The 20,144-nt window shown below is 71.6% G+C and carries 14 protein-coding genes; 10 read left to right on the top strand and 4 right to left on the bottom strand.

The features are described from left to right. Positions 1-5: 5 nt before the first annotated feature. The 10 genes from ACWF79_RS14710 to ACWF79_RS14665 all read left to right on the top strand — a co-directional run bounded on the left by ACWF79_RS14710 (position 6) and on the right by ACWF79_RS14665 (position 13,412). Entirely contained in the window at positions 6-1,010 is a 1,005-nt protein-coding gene (locus ACWF79_RS14710) for a sugar phosphate isomerase/epimerase family protein (protein ID WP_453728468.1), read from the top strand. A gap of 262 nt (positions 1,011-1,272) precedes the next feature. Next, a complete protein-coding gene (locus tag ACWF79_RS14705) occupies positions 1,273-4,956 on the top strand; it encodes a ThuA domain-containing protein (protein WP_453728467.1) in 3,684 nt (1,227 codons plus the stop codon). 83 nt (positions 4,957-5,039) lie between these two features. Continuing rightward, the gene (locus tag ACWF79_RS14700) at positions 5,040-6,152 is read left to right on the top strand and encodes an inositol-3-phosphate synthase (RefSeq protein ID WP_453728466.1); all 1,113 of its coding nucleotides are present in this window, start codon (positions 5,040-5,042) and stop codon (positions 6,150-6,152) included. After that, complete coding sequence (locus ACWF79_RS14695) at positions 6,149-7,399, top strand: SCO3242 family prenyltransferase (protein ID WP_453728465.1); 1,251 nt, start codon at positions 6,149-6,151, stop codon at positions 7,397-7,399. Before ACWF79_RS14700 ends, ACWF79_RS14695 begins: the two co-directional genes overlap by 4 nt. Continuing rightward, positions 7,396-8,295 carry a sugar phosphate isomerase/epimerase family protein gene (locus ACWF79_RS14690; RefSeq protein ID WP_453728464.1) on the top strand — a complete coding sequence of 300 codons (900 nt, stop codon included), beginning with the start codon at positions 7,396-7,398 and terminating at the stop codon, positions 8,293-8,295. Before ACWF79_RS14695 ends, ACWF79_RS14690 begins: the two co-directional genes overlap by 4 nt. Beyond that, the gene (locus ACWF79_RS14685) at positions 8,289-8,852 is read left to right on the top strand and encodes an EboA domain-containing protein (protein WP_453728463.1); all 564 of its coding nucleotides are present in this window, start codon (positions 8,289-8,291) and stop codon (positions 8,850-8,852) included. The genes ACWF79_RS14690 and ACWF79_RS14685 overlap by 7 nt, the downstream gene beginning before the upstream one ends. Then, the gene (locus tag ACWF79_RS14680) at positions 8,852-9,703 is read left to right on the top strand and encodes a TatD family hydrolase (RefSeq protein WP_453728462.1); all 852 of its coding nucleotides are present in this window, start codon (positions 8,852-8,854) and stop codon (positions 9,701-9,703) included. The genes ACWF79_RS14685 and ACWF79_RS14680 overlap by 1 nt, the downstream gene beginning before the upstream one ends. Before the next feature lie 13 nt (positions 9,704-9,716). Further along, a complete protein-coding gene (gene eboE / locus ACWF79_RS14675) occupies positions 9,717-10,886 on the top strand; it encodes a metabolite traffic protein EboE (RefSeq protein WP_453728461.1) in 1,170 nt (389 codons plus the stop codon). Next, a complete protein-coding gene (locus tag ACWF79_RS14670) occupies positions 10,883-12,280 on the top strand; it encodes an alkaline phosphatase family protein (RefSeq protein ID WP_453728460.1) in 1,398 nt (465 codons plus the stop codon). The genes eboE and ACWF79_RS14670 overlap by 4 nt, the downstream gene beginning before the upstream one ends. A gap of 49 nt (positions 12,281-12,329) precedes the next feature. After that, positions 12,330-13,412, top strand: coding sequence for a sugar phosphate isomerase/epimerase family protein (locus ACWF79_RS14665; protein ID WP_453728459.1), 1,083 nt, complete (start codon positions 12,330-12,332; stop codon positions 13,410-13,412). Positions 13,413-13,490: 78 nt separating this feature from the next. Here the strand turns inward: ACWF79_RS14665 and ACWF79_RS14660 are convergent, their stop codons facing one another. The 4 genes from ACWF79_RS14660 to ACWF79_RS14645 form a co-directional block, all read right to left on the bottom strand. After that, the gene (locus ACWF79_RS14660; RefSeq protein WP_453728458.1) at positions 13,491-14,876 is read right to left on the bottom strand and encodes an OFA family MFS transporter; all 1,386 of its coding nucleotides are present in this window, start codon (positions 14,874-14,876) and stop codon (positions 13,491-13,493) included. Between the two features lie 119 nt (positions 14,877-14,995). Next, positions 14,996-17,176: an acetate--CoA ligase family protein gene (locus tag ACWF79_RS14655; RefSeq protein ID WP_453728457.1), complete on the bottom strand. Its 2,181-nt coding sequence runs from the start codon at positions 17,174-17,176 to the stop codon at positions 14,996-14,998. Continuing rightward, a complete protein-coding gene (frc, locus tag ACWF79_RS14650; protein ID WP_453728456.1) occupies positions 17,177-18,406 on the bottom strand; it encodes a formyl-CoA transferase in 1,230 nt (409 codons plus the stop codon). A 12-nt stretch (positions 18,407-18,418) separates the two neighbouring features. Next, positions 18,419-20,116: a thiamine pyrophosphate-binding protein gene (locus tag ACWF79_RS14645; RefSeq protein WP_453728455.1), complete on the bottom strand. Its 1,698-nt coding sequence runs from the start codon at positions 20,114-20,116 to the stop codon at positions 18,419-18,421. Positions 20,117-20,144: the final 28 nt, after the last annotated feature.

The raw sequence follows: 20,144 nt of genomic DNA, 5'->3' as shown, positions 1-20,144 counted from the left end.
CGACCGTGTCCCGTCCCTTCACCCTCTTCACCGGCCAGTGGGCCGACCTGCCGCTGGAGGAGGTCTGCCGGCTCGCCCGCGACTTCGGGTACGACGGCCTCGAACTCGCCTGCTGGGGCGACCACTTCGAGGTCGACAAGGCGCTGGCCGATCCCTCGTACGTCGACGGCCGGCGCGCCCTCCTGGAGAAGTACGGCCTCAAATGCTGGGCCATCTCCAACCACCTGGTGGGCCAGGCGGTCTGCGACCACCCCATCGACGAGCGCCACCAGGCCATCGTCCCGCCCCGGATCTGGGGCGACGGTGAGCCCGAAGGCGTACGGCGGCGGGCGGCGCGCGAACTCGCCGACACCGCCCGGGCCGCCGGCGCGCTGGGCGTCGACACCGTCATCGGCTTCACGGGATCGTCGATCTGGCACCTGGTGGCGATGTTCCCGCCGGTCCCGGAGCGCATGGTCGAGCGCGGATACGAGGACTTCGCGGAGCGCTGGAACCCGATCCTGGACGTCTTCGACGCCGAGGGCGTGCGTTTCGCGCACGAGGTCCATCCGAGCGAGATCGCGTACGACTACTGGACCACGCGGCGGGCGCTCGAAGCGGTCGACCACCGGCCGGCCTTCGGCCTCAACTTCGACCCGAGCCACTTCGTCTGGCAGGACCTGGACCCGGTCGGCTTCCTCTGGGACTTCCGCGACCGGATCTACCACGTGGACTGCAAGGAGGCCCGCAAGCGCCTCGACGGGCGCAACGGGCGGCTCGGCTCCCACCTGCCGTGGGGCGATCCCCGGCGCGGCTGGGACTTCGTCTCGGCGGGGCACGGCGACGTGCCGTGGGAGGACGTCTTCCGGATGCTCCGCTCGATCGGTTACGCGGGGCCCGTCTCGGTGGAGTGGGAGGACGCGGGGATGGACCGGCTGACCGGTGCTCCGGAAGCGCTTGCCCACCTCAAGCGGTTCGACTTCGACCCGCCCGCGGCCTCCTTCGACGCGGCCTTCGGCGGTCGCGACTGACGCGGCCTGGCGGCTCAGGCCCAGGTGGATCCCCGGGTGGTGGTGGCGCCACCCGGGTTCCTCCGCCCTGCCCTCGTCCGGCTTTGTCCTGTGGCGGTGAAAAGTTCGACGGAGGCAGTGTGCAAGGGCTTTCCGTCCTGGACGAACCCCGCTACGGTCCCTGATGTGTACATGACGTGACTCGAAGGTTGCGACCAGCGTGACGGCGCGCGCCGGTCCCCGGACACCCGCACTCACCCGGCCCTATTCCGGAGGACATTCCGTGCACAGCAAGAAACGCCCCCGAGCCAGAAAGCCCCTCGCCCTCCTCGCCGCCGGACTCCTCGCCCTCGGCGGCCAGCAGGCCCTCGCGGCCGAGCCGGAAGCCACGCCCGCGGCGGCGGCCGCCGAGGAGTTCCAGCAGGTCACGCTCGCCAAGGGCGGTGAGGAAGTCGGCGAGCCGATGTCGCTGGCCGTGCTCCCCGACCGCAGCGTCCTGCACACCTCGCGCGGCGGAGAGCTGCGCCGCACCGACGCCGCCGGCAACACCACGGTCATCGGCACCGTCCCCGTCTACTCCCATGACGAGGAAGGCCTCCAGGGCATCGGCCTCGACCCGGACTTCGCCCGGAACAGGGCCATCTACCTCTACTACGCCCCGCCGCTGGACACCCCCACGGGCGATGCCCCCGAGAACGGCACCGCCGCCGACTTCGCGAAGTACGACGGCGTCAACCGCCTCTCCCGCTTCACCCTGAAGGCCGACGGCACGCTGGACAACGCCAGCGAGAAGAAGGTCATCGACATCCCCGCGACCCGGGGCATCTGCTGCCACGTCGGCGGCGACATCGACTTCGACGCCCAGGGCAACCTCTACCTGTCGACCGGCGACGACTCCAACCCCTTCGCCTCCGACGGCTTCACGCCCATCGACGAACGCCCGGGCCGCAACCCCGCGTTCGACGCCCGTCGCACCTCCGGCAACACCAACGACCTGCGCGGCAAGATCCTGCGCATCAAGGTCGCCGAGGACGGCACGTACACCGTCCCCGACGGCAACCTCTTCGCCCCCGGCACGGCGAAGACCCGCCCCGAGATCTACGCGATGGGCTTCCGCAACCCCTTCCGCTTCAGCGTCGACAAGGCGACCGGCGTCCTCTACGTCGGCGACTACGGCCCCGACGCCGGTGCCGCCGACCCCAAGCGCGGACCCGCCGGACAGGTCGAGTTCGCCCGGATCACCAAGCCCGGCAACTTCGGCTGGCCGTTCTGCACCGGCAAGAACGACGCCTACGTCGACTACGACTTCGCCACCAAGCAGTCCGGCGCGGCCTTCGACTGCGGCGCGCCGAAGAACGACTCGCCGTACAACACCGGACTCGTCGACCTCCCACCGGCCGAGCCGGCCTGGCTCCCGTACGACGGCGGCTCCGTACCGGAGTTCGGCACCGGATCGGAGTCCCCGATGGGCGGACCGGTCTACCGCTACGACGCGGCGTCCACCTCCCCCGTCAAGTTCCCCGAGGCCTACGACGGCGACTTCTTCGCCGGAGAGTTCGGACGGCGCTGGATCAAGCGCATCGAGCAGGGCGCCGACGGCGCCGTGCAGTCCATCAATCCCGTGCCGTGGACCGGCACCCAGGTGATGGACATGGCCTTCGGCCCCGACGGCGCGCTGTACGTCCTCGACTACGGTACCGCCTGGTTCGGCGGCGACCACAACTCCGGGCTCTACCGCATCGAGAACGCCACCGGCGGACGCTCCCCTGTCGCCGAGGCGAGCGCGAGCAGGACCTCCGGCACGGCGCCCCTGAAGGTCGCCTTCTCCTCCGCCGGCACCACCGACGGCGACGGCGACGCCCTCACCTACAGCTGGGACTTCGGTGACGGCGGTACGTCGACGGCCGCCAACCCCACGTACACGTACAGGAAGAACGGCACGTACACGGCGACCGTGACCGCGAAGGACCCCTCCGGCCGTACGGGCTCCGCCTCCGTCCACGTCGTCGTCGGCAACACCGCGCCCAAGGTCACCCTCGAACTACCGGCGGAAGGCGCCCTCTTCGCCTTCGGCGACGAGATCCCCTTCCGGGTGAAGGTCACCGACCCCGAGGACGGCGTGATCGACTGCGCCAAGGTCAAGGTCACCTACGTCCTCGGCCACGACAGCCACGGCCACCCGGTCACCTCGGCCAACGGCTGCACCGGCACCATCAAGACGTCCTCCGACGGCGGCCACGACGACGACGCCAACATCTTCGCCGTCTTCGACGCCGAGTACACCGACGGCGGAGGCGGCGGCCAGGCCGCCCTCACCACCCACGACCAGGCCAAGCTCCAGCCGCGCCACCGCCAGGCCGAGCACTTCGACGCCCAGAACGGCGTCGCCGTCATCGACAAGGCCCCGGCGAACGGCGGACGGACCGTCGGAGACATCCACGACGGCGACTGGATCTCCCTCAAGCCCTACAACCTGAGCGGGGCGACCAAGCTCACCGCACGCGTCTCCTCCGGCGGCGCCGGAGGCTTCCTCGAAGTCCGCACCGGATCGCCCACCGGCGCCCTGCACGGCTCCGCGCCCGTCCCCGTCACCGGAGGCTGGGAGACCCTCCAGGACATCGACGTGCCCCTGCGCAACGTGCCCCGCGCGACCACCGAACTCTTCCTCGTCTTCAAGGGCGGCGCGGGCGCGCTCTACGACGTGGACGACTTCACCATCTCCAGCGCCCCGGTCGACCGGAACGCCAAGCGCGTCCTCGTCTTCTCCCGTACCGCCGGTTTCCGCCACGACTCGATCGGCAGCGGCATCACCGCGCTGAAGGAACTCGGCGCACAGAGCGGCATCACCGTCGACGCGACCGAGGAACCGCGCCAGTTCACCACCAGCAACCTCGCCCGCTACGACGCCGTCGTCTTCCTCTCCACCACCGGTGACGTCCTCAACACCGAGCAGCAGGCCGCCTTCGAGCACTACGTCTCCACCGGCGGCGGCTACATGGGCGTCCACGCGGCGGCCGACACCGAGTACGACTGGGAGTTCTACGGCGGGCTCGTCGGCGCCCACTTCGCCTCGCACCCGCACATCCAGCCCGCGACCGTCCGGGTCGAGGACCACGGCCACCCGGCCACCGAGCACCTCGACGCCACCTGGCAGCGCACCGACGAGTGGTACAACTACCGCACCAATCCCCGCGGTCAGGCCCGGATCCTCGCCACCCTCGACGAGACCAGCTACCAGGGCGGCACCATGAACGGCGACCACCCGATCGCCTGGTGCAAGTCGTACGGCGGCGGGCGCTCCTTCTACACCGGCGGCGGCCACACCAAGGAGTCGTACGCCGAGCCGGCCTTCCGGCAGCACCTCCTCGGCGGGCTGAAGTACGCCACCGGCCAGACCGCGGCCGACTGCCGGCCGCAGACCGGCTACCGCGCGCTCTTCAACGGAGAGACCCGCGAAGGCTGGAAGCAGGCCGGGCCCGGCAGCTTCGACGTCGTCGACGGCGAACTGCGCTCCGTGGGCGGCATGGGGATGCTCTGGTACCAGGCCAAGGAGTTCTCCTCCTACTCCCTCACGCTCGACTGGAAGATGGCGGGCGACGACAACTCCGGCATCTTCGTCGGCTTCCCCGCCTCCGACGACCCCTGGTCCGCCGTGAACAAGGGGTACGAGATCCAGATCGACGCCACCGACGCCGCCGACCGGACCACCGGCGCCGTCTACGGCTTCAAGTCCGCCAACCTCACGGCACGCGACGCGGTGCTGCGGCCGCCGGGCCAGTGGAACAGCTACGAGATCCGCGTCCAGGGCGAACGGCTCCAGGTGTTCCTCAACGGGGTGAAGATCAACGACTTCACCAACACCGATCCGGCGCGGAGCCTGAAGGACGGCCACATCGGCATCCAGAACCACGGAGCCGACGACCAGGTGTCGTTCCGCGCCATCAAGCTCAGGGAGCTCCCCTCGTAGAGCCCCCTGCCCAGCCGGCGGCGGGCGGGGAGGCGCCGTACCCCCCGCCCGCCGCCTCCACCACAGTCCAGGGAGGCAGGGTCGTGACCACAGGAACACGTACGGGAGTCTGGCTCGTCGGAGCGCGCGGCTCCGTCGCCACCACGGCGGTGGCCGGTTGCGCCGCCACCACGGCGGGCCTGCACCCACCGACCGGCATGGTGACCGAGACCGCCCCCTTCGCGGGGGCGGGCCTCCCACCGCTCGCCTCCCTCGTCTTCGGCGGACACGACACGGCGACGTGTCCCCTGCCCAAACGGGCCGAGGAGCTTGACCTCGCGGGCGTCCTCCCGCACGGCCTCGCCGCCGCCGTCGCCGGTGAACTGCGGGCCGCCGACGCGGAGATCCGCCCCGGCGGCCCCCTGCCGGGCGACAACCGGACGGAGGAGGAACTGATCGCCTCCTTCGCGGCAGACCTGACGGACTTCCGGGTCCGACTGGACCTCGACCGAGTCGTGGTGGTGAACGTCGCCTCCACGGAGCCGGCGTCGGGGGGCGCCGAGCTTCCTCCGAGCTCCCTCTACGCGGCCGCCGCCCTGCGCACCGGCTGCCCCTACGTCAACTTCACGCCCTCGACGGGGCTGCGCCACCCTGCCCTCGCCGACACCGTCGCGGCCGGCGGTCTTCCCCACGCGGGCCGTGACGGGAAGACCGGCCAGACCCTGCTGCGCTCCGTCCTCGCCCCGATGTTCCTCCAGCGCGCCCTGACCGTACGGGCCTGGTCGGGCACCAACCTGCTGGGCGGCGGCGACGGGGCCGCCCTCGCCGACCCGGCTGCCGCGGCCGCCAAGAACGCGGGCAAGGAACGGGTCCTCGCGGACGTCTTCGGCCACGCCCCGGAGGGGGAGGTCCACATCGACGACGTGCCGGCCCTGGGGGAGTGGAAGACAGCCTGGGACCACATCGCCTTCGAGGGCTTCCTCGGCTCCCGGATGGTCCTCCAGACGACCTGGCAGGGCTGCGACTCGGCCCTGGCGGCGCCCCTCGTCCTGGACCTGGCCCGCCTGACGGCCCGCGCCCACGAGAGGGGCCTCTCGGGCCCGCTGGGCGATCTCGCCTTCTACTTCAAGGACCCGGAGGGCGAGGCCCCGGCCGGGCTCGCGGACCAGTACGCGCGCCTCGTGGCCTTCGCGGCCCGCCTGGGGGAGGCCCGGTGAGCCGGGCGCGCGGGCGCGTCACGGCCTGGGCGGAACTGCTGCGCGTCTCCGCGCTGGCGACGGTGCCGGGCGACGCCCTCGCGGGCGCGGCGGCCGCGGGCCTGCGCCCCAACCGCTCGACGCTCCTGGCCATCGGCTCCTCCCTCTGTCTGTACGAGGCGGGCATGGCGCTCAACGACTGGGCCGACCGCGCCGAGGACGCCGTCGACCGCCCCCACCGCCCGATCCCGTCGGGCCGCGTCACCCCAGGCGCTGCGCTCGCCGCCTCCGCCGCCCTCACGGCCGCCGGCCTCGCGCTCGCCGCCCGCGCCGGGCGCCCCACCCTGGCGACGGCCACCGCCCTCGCGGCGACGGTCTGGTCCTACGACCTCCACCTCAAGCACACCCCGGCGGCCCCCGCCACGATGGCCACGGCCCGCGCCCTGAACCTCCTCCTCGGCACCATCGCCACATCGAACACCTCCTCAGCCCACCATCCCCACCGCACCGGCGCCGGCGCGCCCGGCCTCCGATCGGCGGGCCTCCGTGCGACCGGGCTCCGCGAGGTCGGCCTCCGAGCGGCAGGCCTCCGTGCGGCCGGGCCCCGCGAGGTCGGCCTCCGAGCGGCAGGCCTCCGTGCGGCCGGGCCCCGCGAGGTCGGCCTCCGAGCGGCAGGCCCCGGTGCGGCCGGGCTCCGCGTGGCAGGCACCGGCCCCCACCCGACCGGCCTGCGAGCGGCCGCTCTTCACGCGGCCGCCGTCGTCGGCGCCCACACCTACGCGGTCACCGCGGTCTCCCGCCACGAGACCCAGGGCGGCTCGACCCGGACCCCCCTGCTGGCCCTCGCCACCACCGTGGCCCTCACCGCGCTCACGGCCGGACCCTCGGCCCGAGCGGCCTTCTTCCCGTCTGGCACCTCTGGCCCGTCCGCCCCGTCCGCCCCGTCCGGTTCGGCCGGCACCTCCGGCCCGGCTGGTCCGCTCGGCACGCCCGGCACGGTGGCCGCGCGCGTCGCCACCGCTGCCGGCCCGCTTGTCACGACCGCCCTCGCCGCCACCTACGCCCGCACCCCGGCGACGCCCCTCCTCCACGCCGCCCTGAACCCGTCACCACCCCTCACCCAGCGCTCCGTCGGCGCCGGTATCCGCGCTCTGATCCCGCTCCAGGCCACCCTCGCCGCCCGGGCCGGCGCGCCCGGCACCGCGCTCCTGGTGCTCGGCCTCGCCCCCCTCGCCCGCGCTCTCGCCCGGAAGGTGAGCCCGACATGAACCCCGGACAACCCGCCGTCCGCTTCGGCTACGGCACCAACGGCCTCACCGACCTCCGGCTCGACGACGCTCTCGCCCTCCTCGCCGACCTCGGATACGACGGCGTCGGCCTCACCCTCGACCACATGCACCTCGACCCCCTCGCGCCCGACCTCCCGGCCCGGACCGCCCGGGTGGCCCGCCGTCTGGCCGCCCTCGGCCTCGGGGTGACGATCGAGACCGGCGCCCGCTACGTCCTCGACCCCCGCCGCAAGCACGGCCCCTCCCTCCTCGACCCGGACCCCGAGGCGCGTTCAGCCCGCGTCCACCTCCTCCTTCGCGCGGTCCGCGTCGCCGCCGACCTCGGCGCGCACGCCGTGCACTGCTTCAGTGGCCTCACACCGCAGGGGACCACCGACGAGACCGCCTGGAAGCGGCTCGCGGAATCCCTCACCCCCGTCGTCGAAGCCGCTGCCGCCGCCCACGTCCCCCTCGCCCTCGAACCCGAACCAGGTCACCTCCTCGCCACCCTCGACGACTTCCACACCCTCCGCGCCCTCCTCGGCGATCCGGACCCGCGCCACTTCGGCCTCACCCTCGACATCGGCCACTGCCAGTGCCTGGAGCCCGCATCCCCGGCGGACTGCGTCCGCGCCGCCGCGCCCTGGCTGCACCACGTCCAGATCGAGGACATGTGCCGCGGGGTCCACGAGCACCTCCCGTTCGGCGACGGCGAGATCGACTTCCCGCCCGTCCTCGCCGCCCTCGCCGAACTCACGGCCGCCGGCTACCCGGGCCTGACCGTCGTCGAACTGCCCCGCCACTCCCACGCCGGCCCGGAACTCGCCCGCACCTCCCTCGCGTTCCTGCGCGGCCGCCCCGGCCACTCCACCCCATCGAGGGAGCCGACATGCTGACCCCGACCGCCCGGGCCTGGTTCGACGAGGCCCTCACCGCCGCCACCGACCGCACCGCCCTCTGGGAGCTGCGTTTCGCCTCCGCCGGCCGCCACTGCGGCGCGGACCACGCCGACTCCGTCCGCGTCGCCCTGCTCCGAGCGGCCCGCGCCGACCCGGCCGTCCTCACCCGGCTCTACCACCACGGCTCCGCCCCCGAGCGCCGCGCCGTCCTCCTCGCCCTCCCCTCCCTGGTCGCGGGCCCCGAGGCCCTGCCCCTCGTCGAGGACGCCCTGCGCACCCACGACACCCACCTGATCGCCGCCGCCCTCGGTCCCTACGCCGCCTCCCACCTCGCCCCCCACTCCTGGCGGCAGGCCGTCGTCAAGTGCCTCTTCACCGGCGTCCCCCTCGACACCGTCGCCGGCCTCCACGACCGCGCCCGCGGCGACACCGAACTCGCCCGGATGCTCACCGACTACGCCGCCGAACGCACCGCCGCCGACCGCCCTGTCCCCGCCGACCTCCACCGCGCCCTCGCCCTCACCACCCCCACGGCCCGCACCGAGGAGTCCTGATGCGCATCTTCGACCCCCACATCCACATGTCCTCGCGCACCACGGACGACTACCGCGCCATGTACGACGCCGGAGTCCGCGCCCTGGTCGAGCCCGCCTTCTGGCTCGGCCAGCCCCGCACCTCGCCCGCCTCCTTCGTCGACTACTTCGACTCCCTCCTCGGCTGGGAACCCTTCCGGGCCGCCCAGTACGGCATCGCCCACCACTGCACCCTCGCCCTCAACCCCAAGGAGGCCAACGACCCCCGCTGCACCCCCGTTCTCGACCTCCTGCCCCGCTACCTCGTCAAGGACAACGTCGTCGCCGTCGGAGAGATCGGCTACGACTCCATGACCCCCGCCGAGGACGCCGCTCTCGCCGCGCAGCTCCAGCTCGCCGCCGACCACGGTCTGCCCGCCCTCGTCCACACCCCGCACCGCGACAAGCTCGCCGGCCTGCGCCGGACCCTCGACGTCGTCCGCGAGTCCGCGCTCGCCCCCGAACGGGTGCTGCTCGACCACCTCAACGAGACCACCGTCAAGGAGGCCGCGGACAGCGGCGCCTGGCTGGGCTTCTCCGTCTATCCGGGCACCAAGATGGACGAGGACCGCATGGTCGCCGTGCTCAAGGACCACGGCCTGGACCGCGCCCTGGTGAACTCGGCCGCCGACTGGGGCAACAGCGACCCCCTGAAGACCCGCAAGGTCGGCGACGCCATGCTCGCCGCGGGATTCTCCGACGACGACGTCGACCAGGTGCTGTGGCGCAACCCCGTCTCCTTCTACGGCCTCAGCGGCCGCCTCCGACTCGACCTTCCTTCCTCCGACGCCCCCACCCACGAGGGCAACTCCGTCCTCCGCGGCGGGGAATGAGGCGGGCGGGACCATGCGCTTCCGCCACCCGGACGGCTCCACCGTCCACCTCGCCTACTGCACCAACGTCCACCCGGCAGAGACCCTCGACGGCGTCCTCGCCCAACTCCGCGACCACTGCGAACCCGTGCGCCGACGCCTCGGCCGCGACCGGCTCGGCATCGGCCTCTGGCTCGCCCGGGACGCCGCCCACGCCCTGATCACCGACCCGGGCTCGCTGCGCTCGCTGCGTGCCGAGATCGACCGCCGCGGCCTGGAGGTCGTCACCCTCAACGGCTTCCCGTACGAAGGCTTCGGCGCCGCTGAGGTCAAGTACCGCGTCTACCAACCGGACTGGACCCGCCCCGAACGCCTCGCCCACACCACCGATCTGGCCCGTCTCCTCGCCGCACTCCTCCCCGACGACGTCACCGAGGGCTCCGTCTCCACCCTGCCGCTCGCCTGGCGCACCCCCTTCGACTCCCGCGCCGAGGACACGGCCCTCGCCGCCCTGGCCACCCTCGCCGAACGCCTCGACGCCCTGGAGGAGCTCACCGGGAAGAGCATCCGGATCGGACTCGAACCGGAACCCGGCTGCACCGTCGAGACCACGGCCGACGCGATCGCCCCGCTCACCGCCCTGTCAAGCCCCCGCGTCGGCGTCTGCCTCGACACCTGTCACCTCGCCACCTCCTTCGAAGATCCGCCCACCGCCCTGGACGCCCTCGGCTCCGCGGGCATCCCCGTCGTCAAGGCCCAGCTCTCCGCCGCCCTGCACGCCGAGCACCCCCATCTCCCGGAGGTCCGCGCCGCGCTCGCCGCCTTCGCCGAACCCCGCTTCCTCCACCAGACCCGCACCCGCACCGCCGCCGGGCTGCGCGGCACCGACGACCTGCCCGAGGCCGTCTCCGGGCGCGCCCTCCCGGACGGCGCCGCCTGGCGCTCCCACTTCCACGTCCCCCTGCACGCCCCACCCGAGCCTCCGCTCACCTCCACCCTTCCGGTCCTCCGCACGACCCTCGCCCTCCTCCTCGGCGGCCCGCGTCCGCGCACCCACCACCTGGAGGTCGAGACCTACACCTGGCAGGCACTCCCGGCCGACCGGCGCCCCCGCAACCGCGCCCGCCTCGCCGACGGCATAGCCGCCGAACTCACCCTGGCCCGCGACCTGCTGACCGACCTCGGCCTCAAGGAACTCCCATGACCAGCCCCCGGAGCGACACCCGGCCCACCCCCCTCCTCGTCCTCGACGTCGTCGGTCTCACGCCCCGCCTCCTGGAGCACATGCCCCGTCTGCGAGCCCTCGGCGCGGCCGGCTCCCAGGCACCGCTCTCCACCGTCCTGCCGGCCGTCACCTGCACCGCGCAGACCACCTTCCTCACCGGCACCCTCCCCTCCGAGCACGGCATCGTCGCCAACGGCTGGTACTTCCGCGAACTCGGCGACGTCCTCCTCTGGCGCCAGCACAACGGCCTCGTCTCCGGCGACCGCCTCTGGGACGCCGCCCGCCGCGCGCACCCCGGCTACACCGTCGCGAACATCTGCTGGTGGTACGCCATGGGCGCCGACACCGACATCACCGTCACCCCCCGTCCCGTCTACTACGCCGACGGCCGCAAGGAACCCGACTGCTACACCCGGCCCCCGGCCCTCCACGACGAACTCACCGACACACTGGGCACCTTCCCCCTCTTCCACTTCTGGGGCCCCGGCGCCGACCTGGTCTCCAGCCGCTGGATCATCGACGCCACCCGCCACATCCTCCGCACCCGCCGCCCCGACCTGGCCCTCGCCTACGTCCCGCACCTGGACTACGACCTCCAGCGGTACGGCCCCGACGACCCACGCGCCTTCCGCGCCGCGGCCGACCTGGACACCGCGCTCGCCCCCCTCCTCGACGAGGCCCGCGCCGAAGGCCGCACGGTCGTCGCCCTCTCCGAGTACGGCATCACCCGCGTGAACCGGCCCGTCGACATCAACCGCGCCCTGCGCCGCGCCGGCCTCCTGGAGGTCCACACCCAGGACGGCATGGAGTACCTGGACCCGATGACCTCACGCGCCTTCGCGGTCGCCGACCACCAGCTCGCCCACGTCTACGTCCGCCGCCCCGAAGACCTCGACACCGTCCGCGAGACCCTCACCGGGCTCCCCGGCATCGAGCGACTCCTGGACGACGAGGGCAAGAAGGAGCACGGCCTCGACCACCCACGCTCGGGCGAACTCGTCGCCCTCGCCGAGCCCGACGCGTGGTTCACGTACTACTACTGGCTCGACGACGCGCACGCGCCCGACTTCGCCCAGCTCGTCGAGATCCACCGGAAACCCGGCTACGACCCCGCCGAACTCTTCATGGACCCGCTCGATCCCTACGTACGCGTCAAGGCGGCGAAGGCGATCGCCCGCAAGAAGCTCGGCATGCGCTACCGGCTCGCGGTCGTACCCCTCGACCCTTCACCTATTCGCGGCAGCCATGGCCGCCTCCCCACGAGCGACGACGAAGGTCCGCTCATTCTGTGCTCCACCCCCCGCGCTGTGAGCGGCCGCGTAGCGGCCACCGATGTGAAGTCCCTCTTGCTCCGACTGGCCGGTCCTGTCTGACCGGACTCCAGTGAAGCAGAACCCACCGACAACGAGGAGTTATCCACAGATGGCCCGCGCCCGCCGCATCTCGCCCGCCACCCCCGACCCCGAACTGACCCGGAAACTCAGCAGACGGAACATGCTCGGCGTCGCCGCCGGCGCCACCGCCGCCGCTCTTCTCGGAGCGACCGCCCCGCAGGCCGCGGCGTCTCAGCCGGCCGACACCGCCGACGGCCACGGAGACGGTTCCGGGCACGGCAAGGGCCGCCCCGTCCTTCCCCCCGGCCGCCTCGGCATCCAGCTCTACTCACTCCGCGACAAGGTCGCCACGCTCGGCTTCGCCGCCGTCTTCGCCGAACTGAGCAAGTACGGCTACGACGAGGTCGAGTTCGCCGGATACAGCCAGGGCTCGGCGGGACCGATCACCCTCGCCGAACTCAGGAAGCTGACCCGCGAGAACGGACTGCGGGGCATCGGCAGCCACGTCGGCTACTACAGCGACGGCAACCCGGACGCGTACACCTTCGCGCAGAACCTCGACAAGGTCCTCGACGACGCCCAGGCCCTCGGCCTCCCGCACATCGGCACCGCCTCCGGCCCCTGGCGCTACGGCGCCACCGTCGAGGGCTGGAAGCGCTGCGCCGAGGAGTTCAACCGGTACGGCGCGGCGGCGAAGGAGCGCGGCATGAAGTTCTACCAGCACAACCACGCCGAGGAGTTCTCCTTCGCCACCGATCGCCCGAACGTCCGTCTGTACGACGTCCTGCTCGCCGAGACCGACCCGGATCTCGTCCACCTCGAAATGGACGTCTACTGGGCGTACGTGGCCCAGCACCGCTTCTCCCGCCGCGCCGACGGCACCCCCGCCCCCTTCGACCCGCTGCGCTACGTCCTCGACCAGCCCCACCGCTACCCGCTCTTCCACGTCAAGGACGGCGAACGCGACGACTCCGTCCGCGACGGCTACCGCATGGCGGACGTCGGGGACGGAGACATCGACTACCGGCGCTTCATCTCGGCGGTGAACCGCACCCACCACGGATACCGCTCCCACCACTGGCAGGCCGAACACGACAACCCGGTCGAGTCCTTCGCGTTCGCCCGCAAGTCCAGCGCGCACCTGCACTCCCTGCGGGAGAAGCACCACTGAGCGCACCAGTGAAAGCACCACTGCAAGGGCCGCTGACAGCACCACTGGAAGCGTCACCGAGCCGCAGGGCCGTCACGTTCACACGTCCCGGCTGATCGGCCGCGGGTTCGCCGGTATCCGGCGGGCCCGCGGCCGCCCCGGCGGATGCAGGAACAGCGCCACGAAGCCGGCGAAGAGCGAGATCGACCCGGCGAGCACGAACGCGCCCGAGTAGCCCCAGGCCGCGACCACGACCGCGCCCATACCGGAGCCGAGCAGCCCCGACACCAGCTTGGAGCTGTAGACCAGGCCGTAGTTGGAGGCGTTGTTGTTCTCCCCGAAGTAGTCCGCGGTCATCGCCGCGAACATCGGGAAGATCGCGCCGCCGCCGAAACCGGAGATGCTGGAGAACACCAGGAACAGCGGCAGGTTGTGGATGTTGCCCGACCAGAGGATGCCGTACTGCGCGAGCCCCAGGACGATACAGACGAAGATCAGGCACTGCTTGCGGCCGTAACGGTCGGAGAGCCAGCCGATCACACCGCGTCCGGTGCCGTTCACGATGGCCTTCAGCGACATCGCCGTCGCAACGATCCCGCCCGCGAAGCCCGCCTCGTCGCCGAAGGGCACCTGGAAGGCGATGCCGAAGATGTTGACGCCCGAGGTGCAGAGCAGACAGAACCACATCAGCGCGACGCGCCCGGTCCGCCAGGCCTCGAGGGGCGTGTACTGCTTCACCGCCGGCGGGTTCTTCTCCATGGCCCGCCGCGCGCGTGGGTCGTCCGGCTTCTTCAGCGGATCCACTTGGGCCGGCCACCAGTTCTTCGGCGGGTCCTGGAAGAAGTACCCGGCCACGGCGACCATCGCGGCCAGGAAGAGCCCCACGGAGACCAGCACCCAGCGGAAGTTGGTCAGATCCATGTAGCCGGTGAAGATGAAGACGAACGGCACCGAGCCGTAGGCGAAGCCGCCGTTCACGAAGCCGGTCTTGCCGCCCTTCCGCTCCGGATACCACTTGCCGACCATGTTCACGCAGGTCGCGTAGACCATGCCCGCGCCCATACCGCTGAACATGCCGAAGCCGACATAGGCGACGATCACATGCGGGGCGAAGGCGAGCGAGACATAGCCGAGCAGGGTGCCGACCGCGCCCAGCATCATCGCCCAGCGGGCCGGCAACCGCCCGCTCTCCCGCAGCTTTCCGGCCGGGAAGGCCACCGCGGCCTGGAAGAACACCCAGACCCCGAGCATCCAGAAGATGTGCGCACTGCTCCAGCTGTGCGCGGTGTGCAGCGTGTCCTCGGCGGACGCGAACGCGTACTCCGCCGAACTGATGCCCATCATGCCCACCCAGGGCAGGATGACCATCCACTTGCGAGTGCGGCCCATCAGCTCGACGTCGCTCTCACCGAGCCGGTACGTGCGGCCGTTGGCGTCCGTCACCTCCCTGTAAGGGAGGGTGGTGGTCACGTCGGTTGTCGTCATGGAGATCGAACCCCTCGCGTGGAAGAAGTCTGGCCAGCGCCCCCTGTCCGTTCCCTTCGCACCGGAGCCCGCGGCGGGCGGGATGCGGCCGCCGCGAGCCCCGTGGTTCGAGCTGTCGCTCAGCTCACCGCATCACCACCCAGGAGCCCCGCCGCCCGCGCCCACCGGTACTTCGCGCCGAGCACCGCGACCGGCCGCTCCGTCGTGTACGGGTAGGCCACGACACCCCGCTCGAAGAGGTACTGGCAGGCCTCCTCGACCTCGACGTCACCCGCGAGCGAGGCCACGACCGGCTTCTCGACGCCCCGCTCGCGGAACTCCGCCACCACGCGCGCGGTGAGCTCGGCGAACACCATCGGGGGAGTGACGATGGTGTGCCAGTAGCCGAGGACGAGCGCGTGGATCCGCGGGTCCTCCATGCCGAGCCTGATCGTGGCCTCGTACGTCGACGGCGGCTCGCCGCCCGTGATGTCGATCGGGTTGCCCGAAGCCCCGAAGGGCGGGATGAACGCCTTGAAGGCGGCGTCCAGGTCCTCCGGAATCTCCATCAGCCGCAGCCCGTTGTCGACGATCGCGTCCGAAAGGAGAACCCCGGACCCACCCGCTCCGGTGATGACGACGACGTTGTCCCCCCGCGGCGCCGGCAGCACGGGCAGCGCCCGCGCGTACTCCAGCATGTCGCTCAGCCCCGGCGCCCGGATGACACCCGCCTGCCGCAGGATGTCGTCGTACACCGCGTCGTCACCGGCGAGCGCGCCCGTGTGCGAACCGGCCGCCCGCGCCCCGGCACTGGTGCGCCCGGCCTTGAGGACGACCACCGGCTTCCTCGGCACGGTCAGCCGGGCCGCCTCGACGAAGGCCCGCCCGTCCTTGAGGTCCTCCAGGTGCATCGCGATGCAGTCGGTACGGGGATCCTCACCGAACCAGGTCAGCAGGTCGTCCTCGTCGATGTCCGACTTGTTGCCGAGCCCGACGATCGCCGACACACCCGTCCGCGTGGTCCGGGCGAAGCCCAGGATCGCCATCCCGATCCCGCCCGACTGAGAGGTCAGCGCCACACCCCCCTTGACGTCGTACGGCGTGCAGAAGGTGGCGCACAGGTCCTGCCAGGTCGAGTAGTACCCGTAGATGTTCGGGCCCAGGAGCCGGATGCCGTACCGTTCCGCCACCGCGACGATCTCGTCCTGCAGTGCGTGCTCCCCGGTCTCGGCGAAGCCGGACGGGATCAGCACCGCGTTCGGAATGCCCTTGCGCCCCACCTCCTCCAGCGCCGACGCCACGAACGGAGCGGGGATCGCGAAGACCGCCACATCCACCTCACCGGGAACGTCCGTGACACTCTTGTACGCCTTGCGGCCGAGGATGTCATCGGCCCGCGGGTTCACCGGATGGATCTCCCCGGGGAAGCCGCCGTCGACGAGGTTGCGCATCACCGAATTGCCGATCTTCCCGCGCTCGTTGGAGGCCCCGATCACGGCCACCGCGCGCGGCTCCATGAGCCGCCGCATCGACCGCAGGATCTCCTCGCGGCTGAACGTCCGCCTCGGCGCGGGCACGTCGGAGGCCAGGATCACGCGGATGTCGGCCGCCAGGGCGCCTTCGGGGGTGCCGATCACCGGGTTCAGGTCGACCTCGGCGATCTCGGGGAAGTCGGTGACCAGCTGGGAGACCCGGCGGATCTGCTCCGCGACCGCCCACCGGTCCACGGCCGGCGCCCCGCGCACTCCCCGCAGGATCTCCGCCGCCCGGATCGAGTCCAGCATCGACACCGCCTCGTCGGCGCTCACCGGCGCGAGCCGGAAGGTGACGTCCTTGAGGACCTCCACGAGCACCCCGCCGAGCCCGAAGGCGACGACCTTGCCGAAGGCGGGGTCGGTGACGGCACCGACGATGACCTCCTGCCCGGGCGGCAGCATCTGCTGCACCTGCACCCCGTCGATCCGCGCGCCGGGCGCGTAGGCACGGGCGTTGTCGACGATCCGGCAGAACGCCTCGCGGACCTGCGCGGCGCCCTCCACCCCGACGACCACACCGCCCGCGTCGGTCTTGTGCAGGATGTCGGGGGAGACGATCTTCAGGACGACCTTCCCGCCGAGCCGGTCGGCCTGCGCCACCGCCTCGTCCACGTCCCGCGCGAGGGCCTCGCCCGGCACGGCGATCCCGTACGCGTCGGCGAGCCGCTTCCCCTCCGGTGCGGTGAGGGCCGTGCGCCCCTCCGCCCGGATCGCGTCCAGCAGTTCGCGCACGGCCTGCCGGTCGAAGTGGTGCGCCGTGCCGTCCGTGGTGCTGTGTGCCGTCATCTAGATCACCCCGCTCGTCTTCAGGAGCCGCAGTTCCTCGTCGCCGAGCCCCAGTTCGCCGACGTAGACCTCTTCGTTGTGCTCACCGAGCAGAGGGGAGCTGACGACCTCCACGGGGGAGTCCGAGAGCTTGAGCGGGGAGCCGACCGTCGTGAAGCTGCCGCGCTCGGGATGGGGGACCTCGACGACCATCTCGTTGGCGACCAGCGAGGCGTCCTCGATGATCTCCTTGGTGGAGAGGATCGGACCGCACGGAATGCCCCGGGCGTTGAGCCGCTCCAGGACCTCCCACTTGGGCAGCGTCGAGGACCACTCCTCGATCAGCTGGAACATCTTGGGGAGCTTGGGCAGCCGGGCCTCCGGCGTCGCCCACTCCGGGTCCTCGGCGAGTTCGGGCCGGCCGATGAGCTCCGAGACCGGCGCCCAGCCGACGGGCTGGACGATGACGTACACGTAGTCGTTCGGCCCGCCGGGCGCACAGCGCACCGCCCAGCCCGGCTGACCGCCGCCGGAAGCATTACCCGAACGGGGGACTTCCTCGCCGAAATCTTCGTTGGGATACTCGGAGAGCGGACCGTGCGAAAGCCTCTGCTGATCCCGCAGCTTCACCCGGCAGAGATTCAGCACCGCGTGCTGCATCGCGACGTTCACCCGCTGCCCCCGTCCGGTGTTCTCGCGCTGGAAGAGCGCCGCCAGGATTCCCGCCACGGCATGGATGCCGGTGCCGGAGTCACCGATCTGGGCGCCCGTCGCCAGCGGCGGCCCGTCCTCGAACCCGGTGGTGGCCATCGAGCCGCCCATGGCCTGAGCGACGACCTCGTACGCCTTGAAGTTGGTGTACGGGCCGTCCCCGAACCCCTTGATGGAGGCATAGACGATTCGTGGATTGATCTCCTGGACGCGATCCCAGGTGAAGCCCATCCGGTCGACGGCCCCCGGGCCGAAGTTCTCGACCATGACGTCACTGCGTCGGATCAGCTCGGTCAGCAGCTCCTTGCCGCGCTCGGTCTTGACGTTGAGGGTGATGCTCCGCTTGTTGCAGTTGAGCATCGTGAAGTACAGCGAGTCGACGTCCGGGATGTCCCGCAGCTGCTTGCGCGTGATGTCACCGGACGGGGCCTCCAGCTTCACCACGTCCGCGCCGAGCCAGGCGAGCAGCTGAGTGGCGGAGGGACCGGACTGCACGTGCGTCATGTCGAGGACACGGATGCCTTCGAGAGCCTTGGTCATGATGAAGACCCCTCACTTGTACATGGTCTGGTTCATGGTTCCGGGGGCGTACGCGTCGGGGTCGACCCAGACGTTGATCAGCGACGGCAGTCCGGACTCGCGGGCGCGCCGCAACGCCGGGGCGATGTCGGCGGGGTCCCGCACCTCCTCGCCGTAACCGCCCAGCATCTGGGCGAACTTGTCGTAGTGCACGTCGCCGAGGGTGTTGCCGACCCGCTCGCGTTCCAGGCCGTACTTCTGCGCCTGGCCATACCGGATCTGGTTCATCGAGGAGTTGTTGCCGACGATGCCGACGAAGGGGAGGTTGTAGCGGACGAGCGTCTCGAAGTCCCAGCCGGTGAGGGAGAACGCGCCGTCACCGAAGAGCGCCACCACCTCCTTGTCCGGGCGTGCCTGCTTGGCCGCCAGGACGAAGGGGATGCCGACACCGAGCGTGCCGAGCGGTCCCGGGTCCATCCAGTGCCCGGGTGACTTCGGCTGCACGACCTGGCCGGAGAAGGTGACGATGTCCCCGCCGTCGCCGACGTAGATCGAGTCCTCGGTGAGGAAGTCGTTGATCTCGCTGACCAGGCGATAGGGGTGGATCGGCGAGGCGTCCGAGCGCAGCTGCGGCAGCCGCTTGTCCAGCGCGGTCTGCTCGGCGGTGCGCAGCTCCTCCAGCCAGGCCTTGCGCTTGATGGCCCCGCCGTTGAGCCGGCCCGTCGCCGCCTCCGTGACCGACTTCAGGATCAGCCCCGCGTCACCGACGATCCCGAGGTCGATGTCCCGGTTCTTGCCGACGGTCCGGTAGTCGAGGTCGATCTGGACGACGGTGGCGTCCGGGGAGAGCCGCTTGCCGTAGCCCATCCGGAAGTCGAAGGGGGTGCCGACGATGACGATGACGTCCGCGTTGGCGAAGGCGTAGCGCCGGGAGAGCTGGAAGTGGTGCGGGTCGCCGGGCGGCAGCGTGCCACGCCCCGCCCCGTTCATGTACGCGGGGACGTTGAGGGTACGGACGAGCTCGACGGCCGCGTCCGTGGCCCGGGTCGTCCAGACCTGGCTGCCCAGCAGGACCGCCGGCTTCTCGGCGTGCACCAGCAGGTCGGCGAGCCGCTCGATCGCCTCGGGGTCGCCGGCGCTGCGGGTGGACGCCCGGTACTGCCCGGCCTGGGGCACGCGTGCCTTCTCCACCGGGACGGTGGCGTCCAGGACGTCCCGCGGGATCTCCAGGAACGAGGGCCCGGGCGCGCCGTGGTAGCACTCGCGGAACGCCATGGAGACCATGTCCGCCGCGCGGGCCGTGTCCGGCACGGTGGCGGCGAACTTGGTGATCGGCGTCATCATGTCCACGTGCGGCAGGTCCTGCAGGGAGCCCATCTTGTGCTGTGTGTGGGCGCCCTGACCGCCGATCAGGAGCATGGGGGACTCGGCGCGGAAGGCGTTGGCGACCCCGGTGACGGCGTCCGTGGTGCCGGGACCCGCGGTGACCACGGCGCAGCCGGGCTTTCCGGTGATCCGCGCGTATCCGTCGGCGGCGTGGGCGGCCACCTGCTCGTGGCGTACGTCGACGACTTCGATGCCCTCGTCGACACAGCCGTCGTAGATGTCGATGATGTGGCCGCCGCAGAGCGTGTAGATGACGTCGACACCCTCCGCCTTGAGGGCCTTGGCGACCAGGTGTCCACCGGAGATGCGTTCCTGCTGGGGCTGCTGCTGGCTGTCGTCGGGCATGGCGAAGTCCTGTCCCTTCGTAGGGGAG

The organism is Streptomyces sp. NPDC054975, from assembly GCF_053609105.1.
This window is presented reverse-complemented; position numbering and strand designations above follow the sequence as displayed.

Bases quoted from the DNA above. Each gene is read 5' to 3' on its own strand.
- ACWF79_RS14680 (WP_453728462.1), top strand. From the start codon at position 8,852: ATGCGCATCTTCGACCCCCACATCCACATGTCCTCGCGCACCACGGAC.
- ACWF79_RS14660 (WP_453728458.1), bottom strand. From the start codon at position 14,876: ATGACGACAACCGACGTGACCACCACCCTCCCTTACAGGGAGGTGACG.
- ACWF79_RS14685 (WP_453728463.1), top strand. From the start codon at position 8,289: ATGCTGACCCCGACCGCCCGGGCCTGGTTCGACGAGGCCCTCACCGCC.
- ACWF79_RS14645 (WP_453728455.1), bottom strand. From the start codon at position 20,116: ATGCCCGACGACAGCCAGCAGCAGCCCCAGCAGGAACGCATCTCCGGT.
- eboE (WP_453728461.1), top strand. From the start codon at position 9,717: ATGCGCTTCCGCCACCCGGACGGCTCCACCGTCCACCTCGCCTACTGC.
- ACWF79_RS14670 (WP_453728460.1), top strand. From the start codon at position 10,883: ATGACCAGCCCCCGGAGCGACACCCGGCCCACCCCCCTCCTCGTCCTC.
- ACWF79_RS14655 (WP_453728457.1), bottom strand. From the start codon at position 17,176: ATGACGGCACACAGCACCACGGACGGCACGGCGCACCACTTCGACCGG.
- frc (WP_453728456.1), bottom strand. From the start codon at position 18,406: ATGACCAAGGCTCTCGAAGGCATCCGTGTCCTCGACATGACGCACGTG.
- ACWF79_RS14665 (WP_453728459.1), top strand. From the start codon at position 12,330: ATGGCCCGCGCCCGCCGCATCTCGCCCGCCACCCCCGACCCCGAACTG.
- ACWF79_RS14690 (WP_453728464.1), top strand. From the start codon at position 7,396: ATGAACCCCGGACAACCCGCCGTCCGCTTCGGCTACGGCACCAACGGC.